Below are 26,092 nucleotides of genomic sequence, written 5' to 3' on the forward strand. Positions count from 1 at the left end.
TGATCCCGTTACCATGCCTGTGCGAGACGGCCGATAGCCGGCTTCACCGCCTCGATCGCCGCGTCCTTCCAGCCGGCGCGTCCCACGCGCTGGCCCTGCCGGCGCAGCTTGCGCATGTCGCTCAGCCCCTCGACGTTGACGGCGGGACCAGAACCGATGGTCTCGACCGGCCGCGGCATCAGCAGTGCATCGAGCCGCGCCTTGCCGGAGAGACCGAGCAGGTAGAAGGTCCCCCCGTCCTTCTTCGCGAGCCAGGTCTCTATGCTCTCGGTGCCCTCGCCATCGACAGAGATGTTGCGCACCATGCTCGCGCCGGTGAAGTCGTTGCAGCAGGTGTGGGTCGGCCCATAGTTGGTGACCGTCGCGGAGACGTTGCCGGTGTAGAACACCACATAGGCGTTGCTGACATTGGCATTCCCGACCTGGTTCATCGTGAACACGCCACCCGGCTGGTAGAGCTGGAGCGACGGCCAGTTGGACGGGGCCGGCGTACGGTTGTTGAGCAGCACCTGCTGGGTTGCCGTGGTCAGCATCAACTGGCCCGGCACATAGCCGTTCAGGATCGCAACTGCGTGCGCATCGCTCCAGAAGTTGGCGTCCACGACCCTGAACTGGTTGATGATGATGCTGTCCGGATCGATCGAGACGTTGGCCGAGGTTGCGGTGCCGCCGTTGTAGCCGGTGATGTTCATGATCAGCGGAACCGACGGGTTCGAGCGAACCTGCTCGCCCTTGACGTTGATGGTATCGGCGGCGAGGTCGAGCTCCTTGACCACGCTGACCCAATCGATGGTCAGGTCGCCCGATGAAGTCAGCTTGATCACATTGCCGCTGACCCGGTCCAGCGAGACCGATCCGGCCACATCGAAATGCGTATCGCCGCTGGCCGAGATCGATCCGCCGCGGAGCGAGCCGGTGTCGGACTTGACGTTGAGGTCGCCGGCATCGCCCGGGATGCCTGTCGTGGTGAGCTGGCTGAAGACGATGTCGTTGACGGCATGCAGGGTCTGTGTGCCGCCGCTGATCGCGGTGCCAACGGTGATCCCCCCGGCAGTCGCGGTGACGTCGAGCGTGCCGCGGGTCGTGAGATTATCCCAATGAACGACAGTGCCGCTCAAGGCCGCGGTGCCGGTCGTGGCCGTGAGGTTATGACCGGTGTTGCTGCCTGCCGCGATCAGCCTTGCCGAGCCGTTGGCGGAGACCGAGCCGAGCGTCGGCACGCCGCCCGACATCACCGTCTGCGCCAGGATGAAGCCGTTGTCGGCGGTGACGTTGATGTTGCCGACGTCGCCGCTGTAGCCGGTGGCCGCGAGGGACTTGAACGTCACGTTCTGGGTGGCGTGGACCGTCTGCGACCCGCTGCTGTCGGCGGTGCCGATGACGATGCTGCCATTGCTCGCAAGGGCGCTGAAGGTGCCGCTCGCACCCGCCGCCGTACCCGCCAGCACCTGATCGAGCGTCAGCCCACCGGTGCCGAGGATGTCCACGCTGCCCTTCACTGCCGAGAGCAGGCTCGCCTCGGTGTCGGTCAGAGACTTCAAATAGATGTCGCCGGCACTCGTGCTTGCCGACAGCCGCGCGGCGCTGAGGATGAACCGGCTCGTCGCGTTGCCGATGCCGTTGGATGCGCTCAGCGAAACTTCGGCACCCGAGCCGGACGCGACGAATTTGGTCTGGCCGTCGCCATTGTCGATGATGGCTCCGAGCGAGGCGACGCCGCCGGAGGTGACGATGATCGAAGGCGTGTTCGAGGCCGCGGTATAGGAGAGCGATGAATTCAGCTGGCCGATGCTCGCGTCGCCGGTGGTGGTCACGGAGATCGCGCCGGCCGCGTTGATGGCGGAGTAAGCTCCCATCGACAGTGTCGCGGCTACCAGCGTCACCCCGCCGACGCTGCTGGTCGCTGTCACGGGGGCCGTGCCGATGCCGACCGCGAAGGTCATGCCACGGTTGGCGAGGAGCTGCATCAAGCCGCCGCTGGCGAGGTCGGCATTGATGGTGAGCGCGCCGCGCGCAACGTTCAGCGTCTGTGCGCCGCCGGATGTCAGCGTCCCATAGGCGCCGTTGGTGCCGACCACGAGATCGCCGGTGACCGCGAGGATGCTGAGATCGCCGACCGCCGAGCCGGTCACGGCGCCGGAGATATTCACCTGCACCGGCTGGAAGGTCGAGCCGTTGAAGCCGATGCTGCCGCCGGCGCGCAGATCGAGGTCGGTGCCGAGAATATGGATCGCGGTACGGTCCGTGAAGCCGGACTCGGCGTAGATGCTGCCGGTCGCCGCGAGCTGGATTGCATTGCCGGCGGCGATGTTGCCGAGAATGAGATCGCCGGTGGTCTGCTTCACATAGATGCCCTGCGCCGACGAAACCTGGTCGAGCTGGTCGTTGGCCGGGTCGGCGAAGGCGATCTGGATCGCGTTCGCGTTGGTCGCGGGATTGCTTCCGGCAGCCCCGGGGGCGCCGACATTGCCGTGCTCGGCGATCAGGGTGAGGTTGCCGATATCGCCGGAGATCACCGGCGTACCGGTCACGCCCGCGGCGGCGGTGATGCTGGTGACGGCGTCGAGCTTGACGTCGCCGCGGCCGGTCACCTCGATGCCGTTGGCCTGCGCGGCCGCGATCGGGCCGTAATTCGCGGTGATGCCGCCGAGCGTGAGGCTGTTCTTGCTGCCGAGATAGATGTTGGTCAGCGCCTTGGCCGAGATCGCGATCGGGTTGTCGACAACGACGAGGTTCTGCTGCGACAGGCTGACCGTATACGTCACGACGTGGGTGGTCGGATCCGTGACCGCGCCGACGGTGAGCTGACCCGGACCGGCCGTCGCGAGCAATCCCCTTTGCGCCGGCGTCAGCGACGAGGAATCGACGCTGGTGAAGGTGAACGTCTGGGGCGCAGCCGAATTGCCGACCGAGCCGTGCGGCGCGTAGAGCATGATCTGGTTGGCGCTGACATTGGCCACGACGTTCTCGTCGATCGGCGGCGGTGCCGCGCCGACGGCCGACGACGAGACGGTGTAGGCGAGCTGGCTCTGCGTCCACTGCGCGCCCGCGGTGATGATGCCGTAGACCCGCTCGGTCGACGCGAGCGTATAGGCGTAGTTCGCATTGTAGGTGTTCAGTGCCGTTTGCAGCGCCGTATTGCTCGGCAGACGCTGATTGGCTGTCGTTACGCCGTCGAACAGCTTCGTGAACAGCGTCGACGACAACGAGCTGCCGAACACGGTCCCCAGCGGATCTGCCGGTGCGGTGCCGAGCAATGTCGTCAGTGAGGTCTTGAGCTCATCGGTCGTGATCTTGCCGAGCAGGAACTGGTCCCTCAGGAACCGCGTCGTGGCCTCGACCTTCATGTCCGTCGTCGAGACGTTCGCGGGATCGATGCCGAGCTTGGCCGCCACCTGCGCCCGCAGCACGGTCAATCCCACCGAAGTCGGGTTGTAGGTGCTGCCGTTCGCGAAGGCGATGTTCTTGAGCTGGAAGTAGTCGTTATAGGCCGACGTCACCATCGACTGGTAGCTGTTGACGGCGTTGGTCGCGGCGTTGCCGCTGAGCAGGTCGAGGCTGGTCCAGACATCCTGGAGATGCTGGCTCTGGGCCTGGGTGAGACCAACCGCCGCCCTTCCGTTCAGGATACTGGCCTGGTTGCCGTCGGAGCCGGCCGCCTCCAGGAACACCGGGCCGCCGCTCGACTGGACCGTGCCGAGGCGCAGATCGCCCTTGGACTGCACGATGTAGGTGCCGGTCGCCGAGGCGCTGTCGAGAACCCCGCCATCGACATTGCCGCCGGCCTGCGTCGTGCCCGTCGCCTGGATCACCAGCGGATTGATGTTGGTCAGCGTGCTCGCGCCATTGATGACGGCGCTCGTCGCCCCGATCGCGCCGGCGGTGGAGTTGATCTCGACGTTCTTGCCGATCACGACGGGGTTGGCGACGTCGTAGGGCGAGGCCGAGTTGATGTCGCCGGTCGCCGAGATAAAGACGCTGCCCTGCGGCGTGCTGCCTGCCGAATTCACCTTCACCTGATTGATCGAAAGCGAGCCGACGGCCGCGATCGCTATGTCGTGGTCGATTGAACTGGCCGTCAGGCTGCCGCCATAGACCTGCACCTGGACGGGAGCACCGTTCGCGCCGATCGTGCCGATGCCGCCATCCGCCGAGAGAATGACGCTCCGTCCCGATATCACCGGGTTGTTCGCGTTCGTGCCGCTGGTGATAGCCGAATTGGCCCCCGTGGCGCTGACCGTCGTCGTACCCGAGAGGTTGTTGATCGGACCGTTGACGACGATGCCGGAGTTGGACGTGACCAGAACCGTGCTGTTGCCGCCGCCGCTGAACGAGATGTTGATCGGGTTCGACGCCTTCACCGTATTGGTCAGCGTCAGGGTCAGGTGATCATAGATATTCTGGTACCAGTTGTATTGGTTGTCCGTGCCGCAGCACTTCTCGGGATGGGTGTTGCCGCCACCGGTGTGATAGGAACCGGTCGCGGTGACGACTTCCTGGAAGTTCGATGTCTGTGGGCCAGTGCTGCCGCCGCCGCCCTGGGCCTGTTGCACGTCCGAAACCAGGCTGATGGTGCGGGTCCAGTTCTGCCCGGTGGCCGAGTTGGGCGTATAGTGCCATCCGTAGTCGAACTGCGTCGAGCTCGTCGGACGATCCAGCGTAGCCGTATCGACCCACTGGTAGAACATGTTTGCCTTGGTCGCGTACTGGATACCTGCCGTGCCGCTGAGGCTCGTCAACATCGTGTCCGTGTACTGGCTCGCATTGACGCCGCTCGTCTGATACGTCGACACCTGCTGGCCGCCCGCAGCGGACGGATTGTAGACGTACCACGTCGTCTGCTGCTTGAGCTGATCGACGATCTCGATCACGCTCGGCGCGCTGACGCCGGTATTGATGGTGTTGGTGACGAGCTGCAGGCCGGTTGTGTTGTTGACCGTGATCGAGCCGGCGCCACCTTTGACCGCGATAGTGCCTTGGGAGACACCGTCCTGGGTCGAGGTCGAGATGATCCTGCCGTTCAGATAGACGTAGCCGCCCGAGCCCTGCACCACGCCGTTCACGAGGATCTGGTCGGTGAGAGCGTTGTACTTCACCCCGATCTTGATGTCGCCGGCGGCCTCCGTCGTCGCAGACGCCGTGATGTCGTAATAGCTGCCGTTCCGTGCGTTGACCTGGGCCTGGGCAAAGTCCGCGCCCGCATTGCGGCTCTTGAGGTCGTTGATGGCGGTCAACGTGGAGCCGCCGATGTCGACCGAGTAATCGCTGCTCGTGCCGCTCTGGATGGTGCCGTTGATGTTGATGACCCCCGCCGAGATGATGATCGCCTTGCCGAAGATGAAGGGCGCGTTAGCCGGCGGGTTGGTCCCCGTGCTCGAGTTCGCGGCTGAGTTCGAAGAAGCAGTCTTCGGCGTGATCACGTCCGGCTGGATATTGACGACTTGGAAGTAGGCAGAGCACCCCGCGCAATTGAATGGCGAGTAATACGTAGCCGTGTGGTTGGCGGTGGTGGTGTTGCCCTGTGCATCTGTCGAGGTCGTGGTGTAGTCGTAGGTCGAGTTGCTGTAGACGCCTTGGCCGGTATAGGTATTTCGCTCCCACGGCGCGGTGGAGATGGTCTGAGCCGTCGGCCCCTCCATGATCGCGAGCGTAGCAGCGTTCGGCACGCTGCCAACGTTCGGGTTACCGTTGCCGGGCGCACCCTGGCCCATCGGCAGGAAGATCGCCGAATAGAGCGACAGGCCGTCGTAATATAGATCCAGCATGCGCGCGGTGAAGATGGTGCTGTTGCTCGCCGTCTGCTGAACGCCGTTATTGCCGTCGACGCAGCAATAGTACGAATACGGGTGGCCGCCGCCCGCGCCGATGTGCGGGCTGTTCGCGTAATCGCCATAGGCGCCGAGATAGGTCGCCGCCGCCATCACCGCCGTCAGCGTGTCGTCGTCACCCGGCTTGAACTCGACACCCGACCATTGCGAGAGAACATCGTGGTTGGAGGTGTAGAAGCTGCCGATGCCGCCGAGGAAGACGAACGAGCCGTTGGGCGCCACCATCTGGACGGTCGCCGCGTTGAGCGACTGCGACGCGACGATGCTGCCGAGATTGTTGGTGATCTTGAGCAGGCCGTTCTCGTTGTTGACGACGCCATCGAAATAGATGTCGGGCGTGCGGGTCAGCTGGTTGCCGTTCTGGTCGACGCCGAGTCCGCTGGAGGGATCCAGGCGGTTGTAGGTGGCCGAAATGTCGATGATCGGCGTCGCGCTCGGCGTGGCGGTGAAGGTCACATTGGAGTGCGAATCCGGATCGACATGGTCGATCTGGCGATAGGTGATGTTTCCTCCGGTGATATTGGTGACCGTGAGGTTGGCCAGGTCCATGAAGTCGAGACCCCTGTTCTCGATCTTGATCATCGGCGAGCTGCGCGCGATGACCGCCGGCGCAATCGGATTCGTGCCGCTGTTTCCGGTCAGCTTCTGCGCCAGGATCGACACGTTGCCGGCGGACACCAGCATATCGCCGAATGCGAAGGCATTGCCGGCGGCGTCGGAGGTATACGGCGCCTGCTGGATCAGCGCGTTGATCTGGCGCTGGAAGTCGCCGGTCGGATCGGTGCCGGATGGCGACATCGTGGTGGGGGCCGCGGGCGTCGCCGCCGCGAGCTGTGTGCGGATCTGCGTCGCGGTCAGGCCGGTCAGCGCGGCGAGCTGGTTGACGACGCTCTGATAGGGATTGAAGCCGCCGACGATGGTGTACTGGACCACCTGGTGGTTCCAGCTCATCATCGTGTTGAAGTGATCGACGTCGGCGACATATTCGAGCGTGGGGGTCGACGAACCGCCGGACAGCAGTGACGAGTAAGGACTCGTCGTGCTCGCGGTCGGCGCGCCCGCACCGATGTCGATCGTAATGGTGATATCGTTGTTGATGCCCGCGACCACCAGGCCATTGAGCGCGACATCGCCGGTTCCGCTGGTGTGGCTGTGATTGTCGCTGTTCTTGGCGCTGAAGATGTCCAGATACGGATTGTAGTTGCTGCCGTTGCCGGAGGCCGTGACCTGACCCTGGGTCGCTCCCAGGGAAATGTTCTGGACGCCGAGCACGCTCGAGGTATTGGCGAGCGTCAGGCTCGTCGTGTCATCGGCATTGGCCGTGCCGCGGTAGAGCGTGGAGATCGGAATGGCGGTGTTGTTGTAGACGACCGTCGTCGCGCTTGCCTGTACGCTGCTGAAGATGATGGTGTCGCCCGACATGCCGGCATAGATGTTGATCTGGCCCCAGGCCTCGACCTTGGCGTTGTTGCCGACGGTGACGGCCTGGTTGGCGTGAACCCAGCTGTTGGTGCTGGCGCCGACGCCGGCGATCGCGCCGTAGAGACTGGCGTTGGCATTGTTGGCCGCCGCCATCTTCGCAGCCGTGCCGATATAGATCTTGCCGGCGCTGAAGAGTTCGCGGGCATTGATGTGGACCGCGAGCGTGGCGTTCGCCGTCATGTTGGATTCGGCGCCGCCGCCGGCGAAGAAGGCGGCTGTGGCCAGGCTCGCCGTGTCGTTGGTATTCAGCGTGTTGTAGGCCTCGATGTTGATCACCGCCGCCGATGTCCGCGGATCGCCGTTGAGGCTCAGCACCGTCCCGGCGCCGATGTTGGTGGTGACGGTCTGGGTGACATGCGTGTTGCTCAGTGCCGCTGCACCAGCGAACACGCCACCGGAGCCCGACCGCGCGCCGCCACCAGCCTGGTTGACGATGTCGTTGGCGATGACGACCATGTCGCCGCCGGCCGAGTTGATGATCAGATGAGGTCCAATGTCGACGGTCGTGGTCGCGTTGACGTCGTTCTGCGCGCTGCCACCGGAGACGCCGGCCGTGGACGCCTGGTAGGCGTCGCCGCTGGCGGCATAGTTCGTGGTGTGCTTGGCCTGGATGTTGAGGCCGCCAAAGAACAGCGTGTCATCCGTCGTGCCGCCGTCGAACCGCGCATTGGTCACGGCGGTCGAGCTGGTCGTTGCGACCGCGGCGGCGCCGGCATAAGTGCCGCCCGCGCCGACCGTCGCGTTGGAGACGTTGATGTCCTTGCCGTTTGCGGTGATCTGGAGGATGCCGGTGTAGCCGGTGTGATTCAGATGGGTCGCGTCCATATCGTCGGGGGCACCCAGATAAGCGTAGGTGTGCGCGCTCGAGGACGTCTGGGCGACCGTCGCACCCACTGCCAGGAAGCCGGTCGAAAGTCCGGTGGCCTGGGCGTATTGGCTGCTGTCGTTCTGGGCCGTAATGACCACGTCGGCGTTGGGAAGCGTAATCCCGGTGCCGCCATACGCACTCACCGTCGCGTTCTCGGACGCCCTGGCGTAGCTGCCTTGTGCACCGATCAGCGAACCGCCGCCGCCCGCGAGCGACCAGGCGTAGGTCGTCGTGCCGTTCGTCGGAACCAGCGCCATCGCGGTTACGGCGAGCGCACCGCCCGAGAAGCTGGTGTTGTCGCCGACATCGGCCGTGACGGTGGCCGTCACCATGGATTCCGCGACGGACACGCCGATGGCGCCGCCGCCGACCGCGACGCCGATCGCTTCGCTCGAAAGATTGGGGGTGAGCGATGCCGACACCAGCGTGCCGACGCCGCCCGCGGAGGTGGTGATCGAGGCGCTGGAACCGATCTCGGCCAGAACAGTCGAATTTTCCTTTGCGGTCGCGACTGCCCCGTCACCGGCGACGATGCCGCCGGCGACCGCGGTCGCGGAGGCCGACATTGCGCCGGCCTCGCCTGCGCCAACCGCAAGGGTTGAGCTGTTCACCGTCGCGTTCGGCAGCACCTTTGCCGCGACCGAACTGGATCGTCCCGTGGTCGCGATCGACACCCCGATGGCCGCAAGGCCGCCGGTGCCGCCACCCGCGGTCACGCTCTGGGTCGAGCTGTCCATCGCCATGACGGCGACGCCGGTGCCGCCCATGCCGGTCACGGAGCCGCCGAGCTGCGCCGTGACGGTGTTGGCGACGTTGCCGACTGCCACGGCCGCATCCGCGCCGAAGTAGAGCGCTGCACCGCCGGCGATCGCCTCGCTGTCAACGGTCTTGCCCGCATAAGGTCCGGTGTCGGCGTCCTTGACCCGCGCGGCGACGGTCACGGAAGGCGCCGCAACGATTGCACTCAGATTCGCGAGCACGCTGCTGTTGACACTGGTGTAGCCGATGCCGGCACCGATCCCGATATTCTTGCCAAAGCCGGCGCCGAGCAGGAACATCTTGGTCGCGTTGGCGCTGGTGGCGCCGACGTTGACCTGCGTGCCGGTGACATTGCCACCCGCGATCTGGGCGGTGACACCGTCATTGCCGCCGGTCAGCACGGTGCTGACGTCGTAGGTCGAGGTTGCGTTGGCGTTGCTTGGATTGCCCGATGTGCCACTCGCGACCGCGTCGCTGCCGTGCGAGGAATTGGTGCCGGCGTTCACCGACGCGATGGTGCCGTTGTTGCCCTGGTTGAGCTGGCCGGTCTGCTCGCCCTGCGTATCCGGATCGGCGGTGTTGGTGCCGATGATGATGACGCCGACGGTCGCGCCGATGCCAACGCTGCCGCCGATGCCGGCGGTGACGGCGTAGGACAGCACTTCCTTGGTGCTGAGCGCGCCGACATTGATCGCACCGGACGAATTGAGGTTGCTGTTGCGGCTTTCCGCAATGGTCTGGCTCTTGAAGACGATGACGTTCGCCGCCGCGCCGACACCGACGCCGGACCCGCTGGCTGCAATCGAAAGTGCGCCGGCGACCTCCTTGATCGCCACGTCCTCGGTGGCGTTGATGGTGACGGCTCCGGCAGCACCGCCCGTGGGGGACTGCAGCGTGGTGTCGTAAACGCCCGCGATGGTGGTGTTGTTGGCGATCTCGATGTTGGCCATGCCGGCGATCGCCGCCGTGCCGGTCGAAAGCGCGCCGCCGATCGAATAGGCATGGAAGCGGTTTTTCGTCGTTGCCGTGACGTCGAGCGCGCCGCTCAGATTGACCGCGGTCGTGTGCGCCGCGCCGTTGCCCTGGTAGTGGAACTCGTCTCCGACGTAGGCCTCGGTCCGGTTCGCCGAGACCTGAACCAGGAAGGCCGCGCCGATCGCGGCCTGGCTGCCATAGGCGCCCGAGCCGTTCGCCGACGCGATACCGGTAGCGTCGTAGGCATTGACCGTGAGCGAGGACGCCGTGAGGGAGCCGCCGTCGACATAGGCCTCGGTGGTTGCGACGAAGACGTTCAGCCCGACCGAGCCGGTGCCGAAACCGACCGCGATCGATGACGCGTCCTGCTCGGCATTGGCTTTCACGGTGACGGCGCCCACTGTTGCGCTCGCCGACTGCACACCGCCCACGGTCGCATTGGTGATGTAGGCCTCGGTGTCACGCGACATCGTCGTGCTGAGAATGGTCGCACCGCCGCCCCCGCTCCCGGTTGGCGGTACCACGCCGGCGCCGAACGCGCCGGAATAGGAGAAGCTGCTGGCGGCCACGTCGATCTGCGGGTCGAGCGTCGAACTTGCCAGCCGCGTGTCGATCGCCGCGCCGTCGATATAGGCCTTGGTGGATCCGCTCATCACATTGGTGATCGGATTGATCATGATGGAGATGCCCGAGCCTGCAGACAGCGTCGCGACGTTGGTGACGACAGCCTGGTGCGAACTGGCGACGACGGCGAGGCCGCGTACGCTCTCCTGGGTCTCGCTGAGATCGGGCGTGGTGTCGGTGGGCGCGCTGAAGCCGCCGAGATCGATCGCATGCGCGAGCGTGCCGCTGTTGACCGAAAGCACGTCGCTCGTGCTGGTTCCGAGCGCATCCACCTTCGTCGTCGTCCCGCTGATATAGGCCGCGGTGGTGCCGGTGATCTTGTTCGTGACCATCGAGCCCGCACCGCCGGCCGCGCCCTTGCTGATCGACACGGCGCCGGCGAAAACGCCCGCTTTGTCATTATTGCCGGCAATCACGGCAACGTTGTTGTTCGCGGTGACGTCGGCCCCGCCGGTGATGCTGGCGGTGACGTTGGTTCCCATCAGATTGGTGGCGACCGAACCCGCAAGGCCGATCTGCGAAGAAATCGCAATACCGACGGCAACCGTCGAGATGCCAGCGTTCGAGTTCGCGTTGACGGCGACGTTGCCCGAGGCGGTCAGCTTGGAGCCGGTGACACCGGCACTGACATTGTTGCCAATGCTGCTGTAGACGAGTGCCAGGCCCGCGGCGCTGCCTTGCGTCGAGGCGCCAGCGACTGCGGCGGCTCCGGTGATGCTCGAATTGTCGCTCGCGGTGACGGAGATGTTGGAAGCCGTGACGGTTGATTGTGTCGTGTCGGACTGGTTATTGCCGATCGCCGCCGAAACGGTATTGGCGATCGAGCTGATCGTCATGCCGCCGACGCCGGCAAACTGGCCGCTCGCCAGGCCGAACCCGATCGTGACCGATTGGATCTTCGTGATGTCGACCGCATTCACACTGACACTGCCGAGGGCCGACATCCGGACGTTGGCGATATAGGCCGAATGCGTCGTTGCGATGGTATCGTACACCATCGAGGCGCCGACATTGTTCTTGCCGGCCTGGATGGTGCCTGCAACGGAGATGATGCTGGCACCCGGACCGTTACCCGTGCCACCGTTGAGCGCCGCCGCGCTGAAATCGATGCAGTTCTGCGTGCCATTGCCGGCGGCGGCAGTGCACGTGTCGGACGCGAGATGATTGTTGTTCGACTTCCTGACGAGATTGCCGAGCGCCGTATCGAGGTCCGACACGGCGCCGCTGTCAGCAAGCACTGTCACGCGCCCGACGTTGATGTTCACCGTCGCGCTGCTGCTGATATAGGCCGTGGTCGTGGGCGTAATCTCGTCGACGACGATCGCCCCGGCAAGTCCGTTGGCGTTGCTCCCTGCCCCGCCCGAGGCCGCACCGGCCGCAATCACGCTGGCGCTGTCGGCCAGCACCAGCAGGCTGTCATAGTTCGAGATCGACGTGTTGCGGATATGCGCGTCGGTGGCGTTGCCGCCCGAGGGATCGGCAATCGACGCATAGGTCAGCGCGATGCCGACACCGGCCTTGCCGCCCGACAGATAGAGCGAACCGCCGCCGATTGCGATGTTCGTGGTCTGATAGGCATCCACCTCGATCGCGCGATTGGTCCCCGTCGCGACGCCCGTGATCGTCGAGTTCTCGATATATGCATTGGCACTGTCGGTGACGATGCCGACAGATCCCGACAGAGCGAGCGCATTGGCCGACGTTCCGCCGGCCACGCCGAGTGCGACGACGGTCTCCGACCCGCCATTGAGCGCCTGCACCGTCACAGACATCTGGTTCTGCATCGTGGTGCCGGAGATATAGGCGAGCGTGGCATTGTTGGATATCGCCGCCGCGATGGCGGCGCCGATCGCTGCTCCCTGAGACGACCCGCCGGACATATTGGCCGCGGCGGAGCCGGAGCCGTTGCTGAGGATCGTGTCGTTGAGCGCCTGCACGATCGTATTCGTGTTCACCGCGGTCGCCGTGGTGAATTTGTTGACCGACGTATTCTTTATATAAGCGCTGGTCCCGAGCGAGACGTCGCTCACGGACGAGCTGCCCGCAAGGTCCATGGTGAAACCGCTCGTGCTCGATCCCGAGCCCGAGCTGATCTTGTTTGCAGCCAGCGCGATCCCGGCCGGCCCGCCGGTCGCGGCGGCACCGGCGGCGTTCGCCTTGTCGGCGAAGCTGGACAATGACGGCTCGCTAATCGAAGCCGCGACGGCCGCAGACGTGATCCGGCCAGAGGTGGTGGCGCTGATCGTGAGGTTGTCGGCGTTGACCAAGCCGCTTCCGCCGCCGTTGCCGGCAAACGGATCGTTGCTGCTGAACGGCCCCGGCCGGATGTCGGAATGGTTGTCGCCGATATAGGCGGACGTATCCATATTCGCGCCCAGATAGGCAACGGACAATCCAACCGCCGAACCGCCGCCGACATTGACCGCGCCGGCGATCGTCACGACGGACAGATCCTGCTGCGCCAGGACGCCGAGCGTCGGAGAAAAGACGCTGGCCTGGCTGGAGATCGAGGCGTGCGTCGTGTTGTTGAGGAAGCCGAGCGAGGTGATGCCGTTCAGCGCCAGCGCGCCACCGGCCTTTCCGGACGACGGCGCGACCGCGACGAACTGGTCCGAGGTGATCGCATTGACGGCGATATCGTCCGCCGCCCGCAGCGATGCACTCTCCGAAACGCCGGCAATCGTGCTGCTGTTGAACTGGACGAAATTGAGCGAGCCGCCCACCGAGGAGCCGCCGGACGTGTTGCCGGGCAGGAAGCCGAGTGTACCGACATTGCCGGCGGCGTCGATCGACGCCGTCGTCGTCGTTGCCGCGATCTGGATGCTGGCGTCGTAAGTGTGGACGTCGCCGTTGTTCACCGTCCCGGACCAGCTGCTGCCGCAAGCCGCCGTGCATGTCGCGGTCAGGCTGGCGCTGCTGGCCACCCACGCCGTCGTATCGTTGTTCACGACAAAATGGTTCACCGAGCCGGCCACGGCGGCGGTATCGCCCGCGTCGGCGGTGGCGTTGGCATAGCTGGTCAGGATGTTGCCGCCGACGCCGAGATTGCCGTTGAGGTGGCTGAGAACCTCGGTCAATCCGTCCCACTTCAGCCAGGTATTGGTGATCGGCATCCACGTGCTGGCGTCGACGGCGATGTTGGCCGCATTGATCACGGTGCCGCCGCCGACATAGGCGTTCGAATTGTGATTGAAATTGCCCCATGCGACCGCGGCGCTGATTGCGACTCCCTCGCCGCTCGTCGGGTCCGAGGCGATCGCAGACGCTGTGGCGTTGCTGCGCACGCCCCGGTCGACGAGGGTGCTGACGACGGCGACATTGCCACTGACATAGAGGTTCGGTGCGCCGCCATTCGGATTCTGGCCGATCGACGCGGTGGCGTTTTCGGTGCTGTTGGCCAGCGACAGCGCGGCGGCAGCCTTCAGATTGAAATTCACCGGCATCAGCGGGATCATATGCTGGGCGATGATCGAACCCGGGCTGGCCGTGGAGACCATGAAATCCTGGATCGCGCCGATCACGGCCGGCGTACCGACGATGGTCGAAGCCATGGTCGAGTTGCTCGTGGTGTTCGACGTCGCCTCGACCATCACGGAGCCGTTCATCCGGGACGACGTGCTGGTGCCCAGTGACGCGCCGAGCTTTGCGGTGGCCGACGTGGTGACGTCGCTGATGGCGAGCGCCCCGCCGATGCCGCCGCTCGCGTTCGGTGTGCTCAGCGCGACCGCGGTGGCACTGGTCGAGAACGAATTGTTGTTGATCGCACGCACCGTCAGCGAATTGCCGGATGCAATCACGTTGCCGACGGAGAGGTTCGCGCCGGTCGCGACATTGGCCGTGGTCGAGACCGAGCCGGTGGAATAGGCAACGGTCGCGACGAATTGCGCGCTGGACGTCGCCGCGACCGCAGTCACGTTCAACGTGGCGTCATTGGTGGCGTGGATGTTGAGGTTGCCGCCCGCGCTGATCGTGGCGCCGGAGGCCACGTTGGTGGTGACGTTGCCGTCGAGCTTGCCGACGACGGCGGCGGCGCCGATCGGCGAGCCACCGAGCAAGGTGCTCGCCAGCGCCGGGTCCTGCGCCGTTTCCGAGCCGTGCGACTTGATGTCGACGTTGCCGACGCCGTTGATGTTGGCGTGGCCGTTGATGTTGACCGTCGCCGTGGCGCTCGCGGCCACATAGCCGCCGTTCAGGCCGAGCAGCGAGGCCGCAAGCGTGGTGCCGACCAGCGTGAAGAGGCCGGGGACCGAGCTCGTGAAGCTCGATGTCGCCGTCGAGGTCGCACCGATCGAAATGTCGCCGCCAGTGATCTGGCCATCGATTGTGATCCCCGTGGTGGCGGTGGCCTGGCCCGACAGCTTGGTGTCGCTCGCCGTCGCGGTCAGCGTGACACTGCCGCTGGCGTAGTTCGTTCCACCAACATTGATCGCCTGGGCGAGAATCTTCGCCCCGTTGACCATGCTGATGGTCGGCGCGTCGATCTCGACATTGATGGCGTTGCCGACGGAATGAGTCTTGGTGGCGTCGAGGTTGCGGGCATCGATCACCGCATGCGCGGCCAGCGTGATCGAGTTGTCGGCCTGAACCACATAGGTGCCACCAGCGCTCAGCGCCGCGATGGCGTTGGCGACGGACGTGTTGCCGAGGGTTACGCCGACGTCGCCCTGGCTGGTGTCGCCGATCACCACATCGGTCGGGTCGATCAGCAGCGTGCCGGCCCGGCCGCTGGGGGCGGCAAGGTTGATCGTAACGCCGCTGCCCACGTCGATGACGCCGTTTCCGCTCAGCTCGACCAGGCCCGCATTGGCAGTCTTCGAGCTGGCATTGATCTTCGCGCCGGTCTTCACGGTCACGTCGTTGCCGGCCTTGACGAGGACGCCGCCGGCATCCGCAGTCCGGCTCGCCGTGCTCAACCGCGCATTCTTGCCGAGTTCGGCCTGGTTGCCGGCCACGACCGTGATGTTGCTCGGCGTCGTGGTCTTGCTTCGCACGCTCAGCCGTCCGTTGACACTGACGTTGTTGACGGCGCCAATGTGGATGGAGCCGTTGCGCACGGAGATCGCGGCGGCGCTGCGCAGCCCCTTGGAATTCACCGAGGCTGCGAACTTCGCGGCGTGATCGAGATTGGCGATGTCTCGCTGGCTGGCACCGCCGACAAGAACGTTCTGCCCGGTCAGGCGCACGCCGTCGATGGCATTGACCCGGCCGTAGATCCGGATGTTGCCGTCCGGCGAGACCGGGAACGAGCCCGCCATCAGATTGGCGACGGCGGAGCCGTTGATCTGCCCCTGCGCGCCGATCAGGCTGTCCGTGAACTCGCGCGTCGGCGTCGAAACGTTGAGGCTACCGACATTGACCGTGCCGCTGCGGCCGACCACGAAGCCCTTGGGATCGGCGAAATAGACGTTACCGCCGATCGCGCCATTCATGTAGGAGTTCAGCGTGCCGTTGACGTAGACCGGTGCGTCGCGAACGATGTTGACGAGATTTTGTGTGCCGGTCGGCAGTTGCAAATTGACGGTGTTGCCCTGCCCGACGCTGAACCGTGAGAACGAGTTGAAGGCACTGTTGCCGGAGACGGTCGACGTCGTGACGTTGGTTACGCTGCCGGACGTCTGAAGGCTGGTCCCGGTGCGGCCGTCCGGCGTAATCACGTTCGCCGTCTGCGCCTGCAGACGGACGCTGAACACCGGCAGGAAGACCATCTGCATCGCGCAGAGCAGTGACATCGAACGGAAACGCGCAAGCCCCCGTAGCGTCAGCTCGTCATTCTCACGCCTTGCAGATGGTCGGCGCATTTCAGATCCTCTTCATCGGCACTGGCGCCGATCCACAACCGGGTGGGAGAATGTCGTCGAAGCGCGGCATCAGAACTGGCCGGGCGGCAGCTTGAAGATGTCGGGGCTCTTGGCGTCGGCCACGTAGAACAACAGCAGGCTGGTCGGCGTCAGCACTCGCTGGTTGTTGTCCTTGTTCTCGAACGTGCCTTGGAGCAGCAGGATGACCGAGCGATCCTTGGCGTCGCTGCCGCGGAACATCACGATGCCGCCGTTGACGGGCATGTTGACCGCGATGGAGTCGGGCTTGAAGCCTTCGCTGAGGAAATGGGCGCGCAGGATGTTGGCGTTGGAGAACAGCTTCTCCGGCGTGATCGCCGTGTCGGTGCCCTTCGACCAGACCGCGCCGATCTGGATCAGCGACTTCGACTTGTAGCCGAACACGTAGGATAGCTCCGCGGTGCCGCCGTTCGGCAGCAGCTCGGGCGCCGAATAGAGCAGGCTGTGCGTCAGCTCGGACGCATTGTCCTGCGCCCTGATAGCGTCGGGCTTTGCGCTGAAATCCTTGGCTATCGCCGCGCGCACGTCGGCCTCGTTCATCCCGAATTTGGCGGAGCGGAAGCCGTCGATCGCCTTGGAGTCGACCGCTTTGGACTTGTCGTCCGGGGCCGCTGTCTCGGCGGCGGCTGCCGACGTCGCGCCAGCGGCGACCGGCGTACCGGCTGCTGCGGGGGCAGCACCGGCGGCTCTCGGTGCCGGCGCAGCTTTCTGCTTTGGCACGGCGCCCTGGGCCGCAAGGGGCCCCGCTGCAACGGTGGTGAGCAGGCCAACGAGGGCCGGAACGAGATAGATTTTGCGCATCGAAAACCTTCGAAAAAATTTGAAACAACGCTTCAAAAATCGGCAGCTACGAAATCGGTCTCCCCGAACCGTCATCACGACCGAGACGGAAAATGTTGCAACGCCGCAGTGCGTTACAAGGCGTCACGGAGGAGGCAAGGTTCGAAACAGCGACTCTTTGGCGGCGTAGGAATACGGTATCGGGCTGCCAAACGCTGCGAATGAGCAGTCACAAACGCATTTTTTCATCAATTGTGGATGCCGGCTGTTCGCGCTAAGCATCGGGCTGGGGCAAACCATCATGCAAAGACATCCATGACCGATCGGCCTTCCGCTCTCGCGGTCGATCGCCGCGGGTTCATTCGCCTTGCGGGCACGACCGCTGCGGGATGGCTGGCGCTTGGCGCAACATCTGATCGCATGCGCGTCGTCGCATCGCTGACCGCATTGCGGCTCGACGACGAATTGACCAGAAGAAGCATGATCGACAGCCCGACCTCTCGCCTGGGTGGTCTCATCGTGGGCTTGAGGCAGCGAGGTTGGGTCGAAGGCGTCAATTTCCGATTCGAGCTCCGTTCGACCTTCGGCGCGCCGGATAGACTGAAAACCGCGGTTCAGGAATTGCTGGCGCTCAAGCCAGACGTGATCCTGACCGGCTCGACGGTCGAAACCGCGGCCGTCCTGGAAGCCACCAAAACCATCCCGATCGTGTTCGCGACCGCCAACGATCCCGTCGGCAACGGCTTCGTCGAAAGCCTTGCCCATCCCGGCGGCAACGTGACCGGCTTCACCAACAGCACCGCCGAGATGGGCGGCAAATGGCTTCAGCTCATCCGGGAGGCCGTGCCGGATCTTGCGCGCGTCGGCATCCTGTTCAACCCGGCGACCACACCTCGCGGCGGCCGCTTCTTCCTCGATTCCATCGAGCAAGAGGCAGCACTGTCCGGCGTGTCCGTGGTCCCCGCCCCGGTCAGCGCGCCAACGGACATCGACGAAGCCGTCAGGCGCTTTACCGAACCGCCCAGGGCGGCGATGATCGCGCTCGTCGACAGCTTTCTGGTGGTCAACCGGCAGGCGATCATCGCGGCGACCGCCAAATATCGCGTGCCCACGATTTACCCCTTCCATTATTTCATGGATGCGGGCGGGCTGATGAGCTACGGGCCGACGCTCGAAGTGCGCTCGGCTGACTATGTCGATCTCATCCTGCGCGGCACCAAGGCCGGCGATCTGCCGGTGCAATCGCCGCGCAAATACGAACTCCTGATCAACCGCACGGTCGCCCGCACGCTGGATTTGACGATACCATTCACGCTGCTCGCGCGCGCCGACGAGATCCGCGAGTGAACGAGACGATCGACCAGGAAGATTTGCGGCCACCTCCCGGCCGGCTGTTCCGCAAATACCTCTACTCGATCGTCGCGCTCGCTTTTGCCGCGCTAGCCATCAACACCGGCTTCGACGTCTGGTTCTCCTATCGCGAGCAGAAACAGCTACTGGCGGCGACCCAGCGCGAGCAGGCAGCAAGCGCTGCCATCCAGATCGGCCAGTTCATTGGCCAGATCGAAAGCCAGATCAGATGGCTCTCGCGCCTGCCCCCGGAGCTGTCCACGAACGAGGACCAGCGTCTGAACGCCATCCGCCTCCTGCGCCTCTCGCCTGCGATCGCCGAAATCGCCGAGCTCGACGCGCAGGGTCTCGAGCAGGTGCGCGTGTCGCGCCGTGTCGCGGACAGGATCGGCAGCAAGGCCGACCTCTCCACCTCGCAGGCCTTCCGCGGCGCCAATGAAAGCCGCGCCTATTACGGGCCGGTCTACTTCCTCGGCGACACCGAGCCGTTCATGACGCTCGCCACGCGCGGAACCGGCCTGACGCCCGATGTGATTGTCGCCGAGGTCAATCTTCGCTTCATCTGGGACCTCGTCGCCGGGATCAGGGTGGGCAACACCGGCAAGGCCTATGTGGTCGATCGGATGGGGTTGTTGATCGCGCATCCCGATTTGTGGCCGGCGTTGCGTCGCAGCGATCTCTCCGGCCATGCCGACGTCCGCGCCGCGCTCGATGGCGTCGGGCCGCCCTCCGGCGGCCTGGTCAAGGAGGATCTGTCCGGTCAACGCGTGCTGTCGACCTATGCGACGGTCCCCTCGCTGGGCTGGCTGGTGTTCGTCGAGCTGCCGCTCACCGAAGCCTATGCGCCGATCTACGCGTCGATCGGACGCTCGACTTTTCTCCTGATCATCCTGCTGGCATGTGCGGTGCTGGTCTCTCTGTTTCTAAGCCGGCGCATGACCGTGCCGATCCAGATCCTGACGCAGGGCGCCCGGCGGATCGGCAGCGGCGACCTCGGCCTGCGGCTCGCAATCAAGACCGGTGACGAGCTGGAGGCGCTCGGCGACCAGTTCAACCGGATGGCCGCTCATTTGCGCGAATCCTATGCGACGCTCGAGCGCAAGGTAATCGAACGCACCTCCGAGCTTGAAAGGACCCGCGACCAGGCCCTTGCCGAGCACGATGCCGCCGAGCGCGCGCGCAGCGCGGCGGTGGCGGCCAATGAGACCAAATCGCGCTTTCTCGCGGTCGTCAGCCACGAGCTGCGCACGCCGCTGAACGGCGTCATGGGCGTGCTGCAACTGCTCGACGACGGCAGCCTCGGCGAAGCGCAGCGGCGCCACCTCACGACCGCCGCCGCGTCGGGCGAAACGCTGATCGCGCTGGTCGACGGCATCCTCGAATATGCGCGCCTGGAGGCCAGCGCCGAGACTCTGGAGACCCGCGATTTCCGCCTCGACCAGCTCATCGAAACGGCCGCCGATCTGATGCGTCCGCAGGCCGTTGGCAAGGGCCTGACCTTCGATCTCGCCTGCGATGCGACGGTCAATATCTCCGTGCACGGCGATCCGGTGCGGCTCAATCGCATTCTGCTCAATCTGATCGGCAACGCGATCAAGTTCACCCCGCGCGGGGGCATCGGCTTGAGCGCGGCCGCCGAGGGACATGACGATCATGTCCTGCTGCGCATCACCGTTCGCGATACCGGCATCGGCATCGCGCCCGACATGCACGAGCGGATTTTCGAGGATTTCGTCCAGGCCGACGACAGCATCGCCCGGCGATTCGGCGGCACCGGCCTTGGACTGGCGATCGCGCGGCGCCTCACCCGCCTGATGCGCGGCGAGTTGACGGTGGCGAGCACGCCGGGTACGGGCAGCTCGTTCATGCTTGAGGTACCGCTTGGCCTTGCCGCGAGCGACATCGCGCAAGGCGCGGTCCAGCCGCCATCGCGGCAGCTTCGCGTGCTGCTGGTCGACGACGACCCCGTCAATTGCGAGGTCGGCGAAGCGATGTTGAAGAGGCTTGGCCACCACGCCACCATCGCCACGAACGGCGCGTCGGCTATCGCACTCGCCCGCGATCAGGCGTTCGATATCATCCTGATGGATCTGCACATGCCCGACATGGACGGGGTCGAGGCGGCATCGCGGATCCGCAAGCTCGGTCTGCCGACGATGCCGCGCATCATCGCGGTGACCGCCGACATGTCGCGCCGCGCCCGCGAACGGCTCGCGGACGCAGGCATTGCCAGGATCGTCAGCAAGCCGATCCTGATCAATGCGCTGCGCGAGGCGATCGAGGATGATGCCCAGAACCAGCCAGCCGCGGCGCAACTCGCCGCAGGCGCATTGATCGACCGGCATTTCCTCGATGACCAGAAGGAGCTGCTGGGCGCGGCGCAGATCGCAAAACTCCACCGCCTACTGGAACAGACGAGCAAAAAGCTGGTCGAGGACATCGCCAAGGCAGCAGTGATTGGCGATCCCACGCAGCTCGCACGCTGCGCGCATCAACTCGGGAGCGCCGCGAGTGCACTCGGCCTCGTCCGCCTGTTCGAATTCTGCCATGAGATCGAGCTGGCGGCAGTCACGATGTCCCCGCCCGAATCCCACAGCGCCGCCCGCGAGCTCGCCGCGCTTCGGAAGGCCTCGATGAGCGCGCTGGACGATCTGCTTCGGCCGGCCTAAGAGCCTTCGGTCACTGACTGAAATACAAGATGATCGGAGGCGCCGGTGCGCGCAAGATATCTCGCCATTGTTCTCACGCTGCTCGCCCCTGCCGCGCGCGCCGAGGTCGAACAGTTCCCGTCCGGCTTCAAGACCAGAACCATCGCGGCCAACGGCACCCAGATTCATGTTCGCATCGGCGGTCAGGGGCCTGCCGTGATCCTGATCCACGGTTTCGGTGATACCGGCGACATGTGGGTCAAGCTCGCCGCTGACCTCGTGCGCGACCACACCGTTGTCGTGCCCGATCTGCGTGGTATGGGCCTCTCGAGCAAGCCCGACAATGGCTACGACAAATGGACCCAGGCGGCCGACATGCGGGCCGTTCTCGCAGCGCTCGGCATCGAAAAGACCGCCGTCGTCGGCCACGACATCGGAACCATGGTGGCCTATGCCTACGCGGCCCGGTATCGCGACCTGACCGAGAAGCTGATCGTCATGGATGCCCCGGTGCCCGGGGTGCCGCCGTGGGACGAGGTCGTTCGCAGCCCGCAGCTTTGGCATTTTGATCTCGGAGGCCTGGACATGGAGCGGCTGGTCAAGGGTCGCGAGCGCATCTACCTCGACCGCTTCTGGAATGACTTCGCGGGCACGCCTTCCAGGATCGCGGAAGCGACACGCCGTCATTACGCAGCGCTCTATGCGCGGCCGGGCGCCATGCGTGCTGCGTTCGCCCAGTTCAGGTCGATCCGAACCGACGCCGAGGACAACAAGAAGGCGATCGCGACCAAGTTGACCATTCCCGTGCTGGCTGTCGGGGGCGAAAAATCCTTCGGTGCGACAGAGGCCGTCGTGATGCGAAACGCCGCGACTGACGTCACCGAATTGGTCATTCCGGACGCCGGTCATTGGCTGATGGAAGAGCAACCGGCGGCGACCGTGAAGGCGATACGCCAATTCCTCGATACCAAAAAATAGAGCAGCGCGCCGCGCGGAGCCGACATATCTCGGCTCGGGCCTTCCGCGCGGGTCATTTTAATCGGCCCGACGCTTCATCCTCCCGGCCAAACCGCTCCACCAGGAAATCAATGAACAGCCGCACCTTCACCGACAGATGCCGGGTCGGCGGATAGACCGCATAAAGCGCGAGCGGCGGCGCCGAATACTCGTCCAGCACAGTCCGCAGCTCGCCTTTCCTCAAGGCGTCGGCGGCGATGAACTCCGGGAGCAGCGCGAGCCCCCTGCTCTTGATCGCGACATCACGCAGCACTTCGGCATTGTTGACGCAGAGCGACCAGGCCGGCTGGATCCAGTGATCGCCGTCGGTGCCGGTGAGCTTCCACTGATTGCCCGTAAGCAGGAAGCCGTAGGTCAGCGAGGTGTGCCCGCGGAGATCCTGCGGGTGTTTTGGTGTGCCGTGACGTGCGAGATAATCGGGTGAAGCGCAGATCATGCGCGCCACCGGCATGATTTTTCGCGCGATCAAACTCGACGATTCCAATTCCGCGATGCGCAAGGTCACGTCAAAACCGTCCTGGACGGGATCGAGCAGGTCGTCGCTGAGCACGAGCTGGAGCTGCAGCTCCGGATATCGCGCCATGAAATCGGCAAGCACCGGCCCGAGCCGCAGGGTGCCGAACGACATCGGCGCGTTGACGCGCAACAGGCCGCGAGGCGCCGATTGCGCCTGCGTCACGGCCTGGTCGGCCGCCTCGATCTCCGACAGGATCACGACCGCGCGCTCGAAATAGCGCTGGCCGTTCTCGGTCGGGCTCGCATGGCGCGTGGTCCGGTTCAGGAGCTGAACGCCGAGGCTTTCTTCGAGATCGGCGATGTATTTGCTGATCGCCGAGCGTGACAGCCGCAACTGCCGGCCCGCCTCGGCAAAACTGCCGCTTTCGACCACCTTTGTGAAGGCCCGGAGACTGGCGACCTTATCCACGGACCGGCGCCGGCGATTGTTTCCAAATCGTAGACATAGACGTCATATTTGCATGGATTGTCTCCAATCCAAAGCGGAACGATATTTCCGGTCAGAGCAAGACCGCTCCCCGAGCTTTGGAGGACGACAATGTCTGGACTGCACCACGTGACCGCGATCGCCGGCGACCCGATCAGGAATTTCGGCTTCTACACCCGTGATCTCGGCCTGCGCTTCGTCAAGAAGACGGTCAATTTCGACGATCCCGGCACCTATCACTTCTACTATGGCGACCAGACCGGCCGCCCCGGCACCATCCTGACCTTCTTTCCGTGGGCCGGCGTGCCGGCTGGACGCCGCGGTGTTGGCGAGACCCACCAGACCGCCTTCCGCGTGCCGCAACGTTCGCTCGGCTATTGGACGCAGCGCTTCGTCGAGAAGGGCATCGCTTACGAGGCGCTGGAGAAGCGCTTTGGCGAGTCCGTGCTGCCGTTCACAGACCCTGATGGCATGGCGCTCGCGCTCGTCGGCATTCCCGGTGCCGAGAGCGAGCCCGGCTGGAGCAACGGCGACGTGCCGGCCGAGCATGCGATCCGCGGCTTCCATGGCGTGACCTTGCTGCTCGACAGCGCGGCAAAGACGGCTGCCGTCCTCACCGACGTGTTCGGCTTCAAGGAGATGGCGCGCGAAGGCTCGGTGATCCGCTTCAAGGCACCGGGCGATGTCGAAGGCAGCGTCGTCGACATCTACGAGGCCAAGGGCTTCCTGCGCGGGCACCAGGGTGGCGGCTCCGTGCATCACATCGCCTTCCGCGCAGCCGACGACGCCGAGCAAGGCAGGATGGCGCAGAGGCTCGTGAGCAATCACGGCCTGCACCCGACCGAACAAAGGGACCGCAACTACTTCCGCTCGATCTACTTCCGCGAGCCCGGGGGGGTGCTGTTCGAGATCGCGACCGATATCCCCGGCTTCGCCGTCGACGAGCCCGTGGCGACGCTGGGACGCGACCTCAAGCTCCCGAGCTTCCTCGAAGCGCAGCGCAAGCAGATCGAGGCTGTGTTGCCGAATTTGGCAGAGAGCGTGTCATGACCGAGAGTTCATTCGTCCATCGTTTCGAGCCCGCGACCAGCACGGGCTCTCCTCCGGTGCTGCTGCTGCACGGCACTGGTGGCGACGAGAACGATCTGCTCGGGCTTGGCAAGATGATCTCGCCTGGCTCGGCCCTGCTCTCGCCGCGCGGCCGCGTGCTCGAGCATGGCATGCCGCGTTTCTTCCGCCGCCTTGCCGAGGGCGTGTTCGACGAGGACGATGTGCGGCGGCGCGCGCGCGAGCTCGGCGACTTCGTCAGCGAGGCACGGCAGCGCTACGGCCTCGCCGCACCGGTCGCGGTCGGCTTCTCCAACGGCGCCAACATCGCGGCCGCGCTGTTGCTGCTGGAGCCGGACGTGTTGGCAGGCGCGATCCTGCTCCGCGCCATGGTGCCGCTGTCGGATCCGCCGAAGGTTGAGCTCGGCGGCAAGCCCGTCCTGCTTCTGTCAGGGCAGGCTGATCCGATCGTTCCGGCGAGCAATTCGGGGAAGCTTGCCTCGCTGTTGTCGGAAGCCGGAGCCCGGGTCGAACACAAGGTTTTGCCGGCGGGCCATCAATTGTCGCAAGCCGATTTGACGCTCGCCCGCGACTGGGTCGGCAAATTCGCCGCCGAAGTCGCCTGATCCCGAAAAGCGGCGCATCGTCTTCGAGCGGTGCGCCGCGGCTTTACTCGAACCAGCCGCGGCGCTTGAACCAGATCAGCGGCAGCACGCCGCTGGCAATGATGGCGAGCCACGCCAGCGGATAGCCGAACGTCCAGTCCAGCTCCGGCATGTGCTTGAAGTTCATGCCCCAGATGCCGACCATGATCGTGGGCGGTACGCCGACGACCGAAACGATTGTCAGGATCTTGAACAGCTCGTTCTGCTGGATGTTGATGAAGCCGAGCACGGCATCGAGCAAAAGCTGGATCTTGTCCGACAATCGCGTCTCGTAGTCGCCGAGCGAAGCGACATCCTTCGAGACGGCCTCGAGGCGCTTCTTCGACGCGGCCGTGATCCATTCACTCCCGACATCGCCGGCAAACGAGGCGACGCGGCCGACACCAAGCAGGACATCGCGCGCCTTGGCGAGCCGATCAGCCAACTCTCCGATGTTCTCCAGCGCCTCGCGCATCCGCCGGCTGGAGCGGACCGGCCGCTGGGTGCGGACGAGCCCGCCTTTGAAGACGCCCCGCGAGAGCCTGTCGACCTTCGCGCCGAGATGCTCAAGAACATCGGCCCCACGGTCGACCATGGCCTCGACCAGACTGGTGAACACGCACATGCCGTTCTCCAGGCTGTCATCGGAACCGATACGCTTGCCGATGTCGTCGAAGATCGGCAGCTGCGCGAAGCGTACCGTCACCAGCACGCGCGGGCCGATGACGAATCCCACCGGCGTGATCTCGGCCTCGTCGTCCTCGTTGAGCCGGACCGCCGGCGAGCTGAGATAGAGCGTGCCGTTGTCGACGATCAGGCGGCTCGACGCTTCGATCTCGCTGAGCGAATCCTCGGACGGAACGCGGATCCCGAGCAATCGTTCGACGAACTGCTTTTCTTCTGCGGTCGCGTCCAAAAGATCCGCCCAGATGATCTCGGACGGCATTTCCGCGCCGATCTTTTGCCAGTCGTCGGATGGCCACCTGTACAGTTTAAGCAAGAACCGAACTCCGCATACCCTCGCGCCGGATCGCACGGCCTGCGGCCATCCTGCGCCGAACTAACGCATCAGGGTTCCGAACGTTCAAAGTCGGGGAGCATCGGGCCGGCGCAATCAAACCAAGCGGGCGCGCCTCCTTCGATGAGGCCATCATGCCAGTGTTTTGCCCGACGGGTCAACGGCATCGCGCAACGCAAACCATTCAATTGCGTGACGCGCAAGTCATTGAAATGACTATCCCCGGCTACTGTGCATGGGGTTGTTTTTCAGGTTTTTGTTTGGACCGGTCT

General features: G+C 64.8%; 9 protein-coding genes. 5 read left to right on the forward strand and 4 right to left on the reverse strand.

The genetic code is table 11. The annotated features are described in order from the left end of the window. Window positions 1–8: 8 nt before the first annotated feature. Together GWG67_RS02820 and GWG67_RS02825 are read right to left on the reverse strand one after the other, a co-directional pair. Window positions 9–16,334 (reverse strand): leukotoxin LktA family filamentous adhesin, encoded by a 16,326-nt coding sequence (locus tag GWG67_RS02820; protein WP_275167620.1) that lies wholly within the window; start codon window positions 16,332–16,334, stop codon window positions 9–11. A 69-nt stretch (window positions 16,335–16,403) separates the two neighbouring features. Further along, window positions 16,404–17,174, reverse strand: coding sequence for a hypothetical protein (locus tag GWG67_RS02825; RefSeq protein WP_275167621.1), 771 nt, complete (start codon window positions 17,172–17,174; stop codon window positions 16,404–16,406). 294 nt (window positions 17,175–17,468) lie between these two features. On the opposite strand from GWG67_RS02825, the gene GWG67_RS02830 reads away from it, so the two are divergent. From GWG67_RS02830 to GWG67_RS02840, 3 genes are read left to right on the forward strand one after another with little or no spacing between them, the layout of a single operon-like run. Next, window positions 17,469–18,500: an ABC transporter substrate-binding protein gene (locus GWG67_RS02830; RefSeq protein WP_275167622.1), complete on the forward strand. Its 1,032-nt coding sequence runs from the start codon at window positions 17,469–17,471 to the stop codon at window positions 18,498–18,500. Next, window positions 18,497–21,172, forward strand: coding sequence for a hybrid sensor histidine kinase/response regulator (locus GWG67_RS02835; RefSeq protein ID WP_275167623.1), 2,676 nt, complete (start codon window positions 18,497–18,499; stop codon window positions 21,170–21,172). Before GWG67_RS02830 ends, GWG67_RS02835 begins: the two co-directional genes overlap by 4 nt. Window positions 21,173–21,217: 45 nt before the next feature. Then, window positions 21,218–22,129, forward strand: coding sequence for an alpha/beta fold hydrolase (locus GWG67_RS02840; RefSeq protein WP_275167624.1), 912 nt, complete (start codon window positions 21,218–21,220; stop codon window positions 22,127–22,129). Between the two features lie 52 nt (window positions 22,130–22,181). On the opposite strand, the gene GWG67_RS02845 is transcribed toward GWG67_RS02840, so the two are convergent. Further along, window positions 22,182–23,093, reverse strand: coding sequence for a LysR family transcriptional regulator (locus tag GWG67_RS02845; RefSeq protein ID WP_275167625.1), 912 nt, complete (start codon window positions 23,091–23,093; stop codon window positions 22,182–22,184). 129 nt (window positions 23,094–23,222) lie between these two features. Here GWG67_RS02845 and GWG67_RS02850 point away from each other — a divergent pair, with 129 nt between their 5' ends. Both GWG67_RS02850 and GWG67_RS02855 read left to right on the forward strand, forming a co-directional pair. Then, window positions 23,223–24,161 (forward strand): ring-cleaving dioxygenase, encoded by a 939-nt coding sequence (locus GWG67_RS02850; protein WP_275167626.1) that lies wholly within the window; start codon window positions 23,223–23,225, stop codon window positions 24,159–24,161. Then, window positions 24,158–24,784 (forward strand): alpha/beta hydrolase, encoded by a 627-nt coding sequence (locus GWG67_RS02855; protein ID WP_275167627.1) that lies wholly within the window; start codon window positions 24,158–24,160, stop codon window positions 24,782–24,784. Before GWG67_RS02850 ends, GWG67_RS02855 begins: the two co-directional genes overlap by 4 nt. Window positions 24,785–24,827: 43 nt before the next feature. Here the strand turns inward: GWG67_RS02855 and GWG67_RS02860 are convergent, their stop codons facing one another. Then, complete coding sequence (locus GWG67_RS02860) at window positions 24,828–25,802, reverse strand: magnesium transporter CorA family protein (RefSeq protein ID WP_275167628.1); 975 nt, start codon at window positions 25,800–25,802, stop codon at window positions 24,828–24,830. Between the last annotated feature and the right edge of the window lie 290 nt (window positions 25,803–26,092).

Source organism: Bradyrhizobium sp. CSS354 (genome assembly GCF_029051725.1).
Classification (GTDB): domain Bacteria; phylum Pseudomonadota; class Alphaproteobacteria; order Rhizobiales; family Xanthobacteraceae; genus Bradyrhizobium.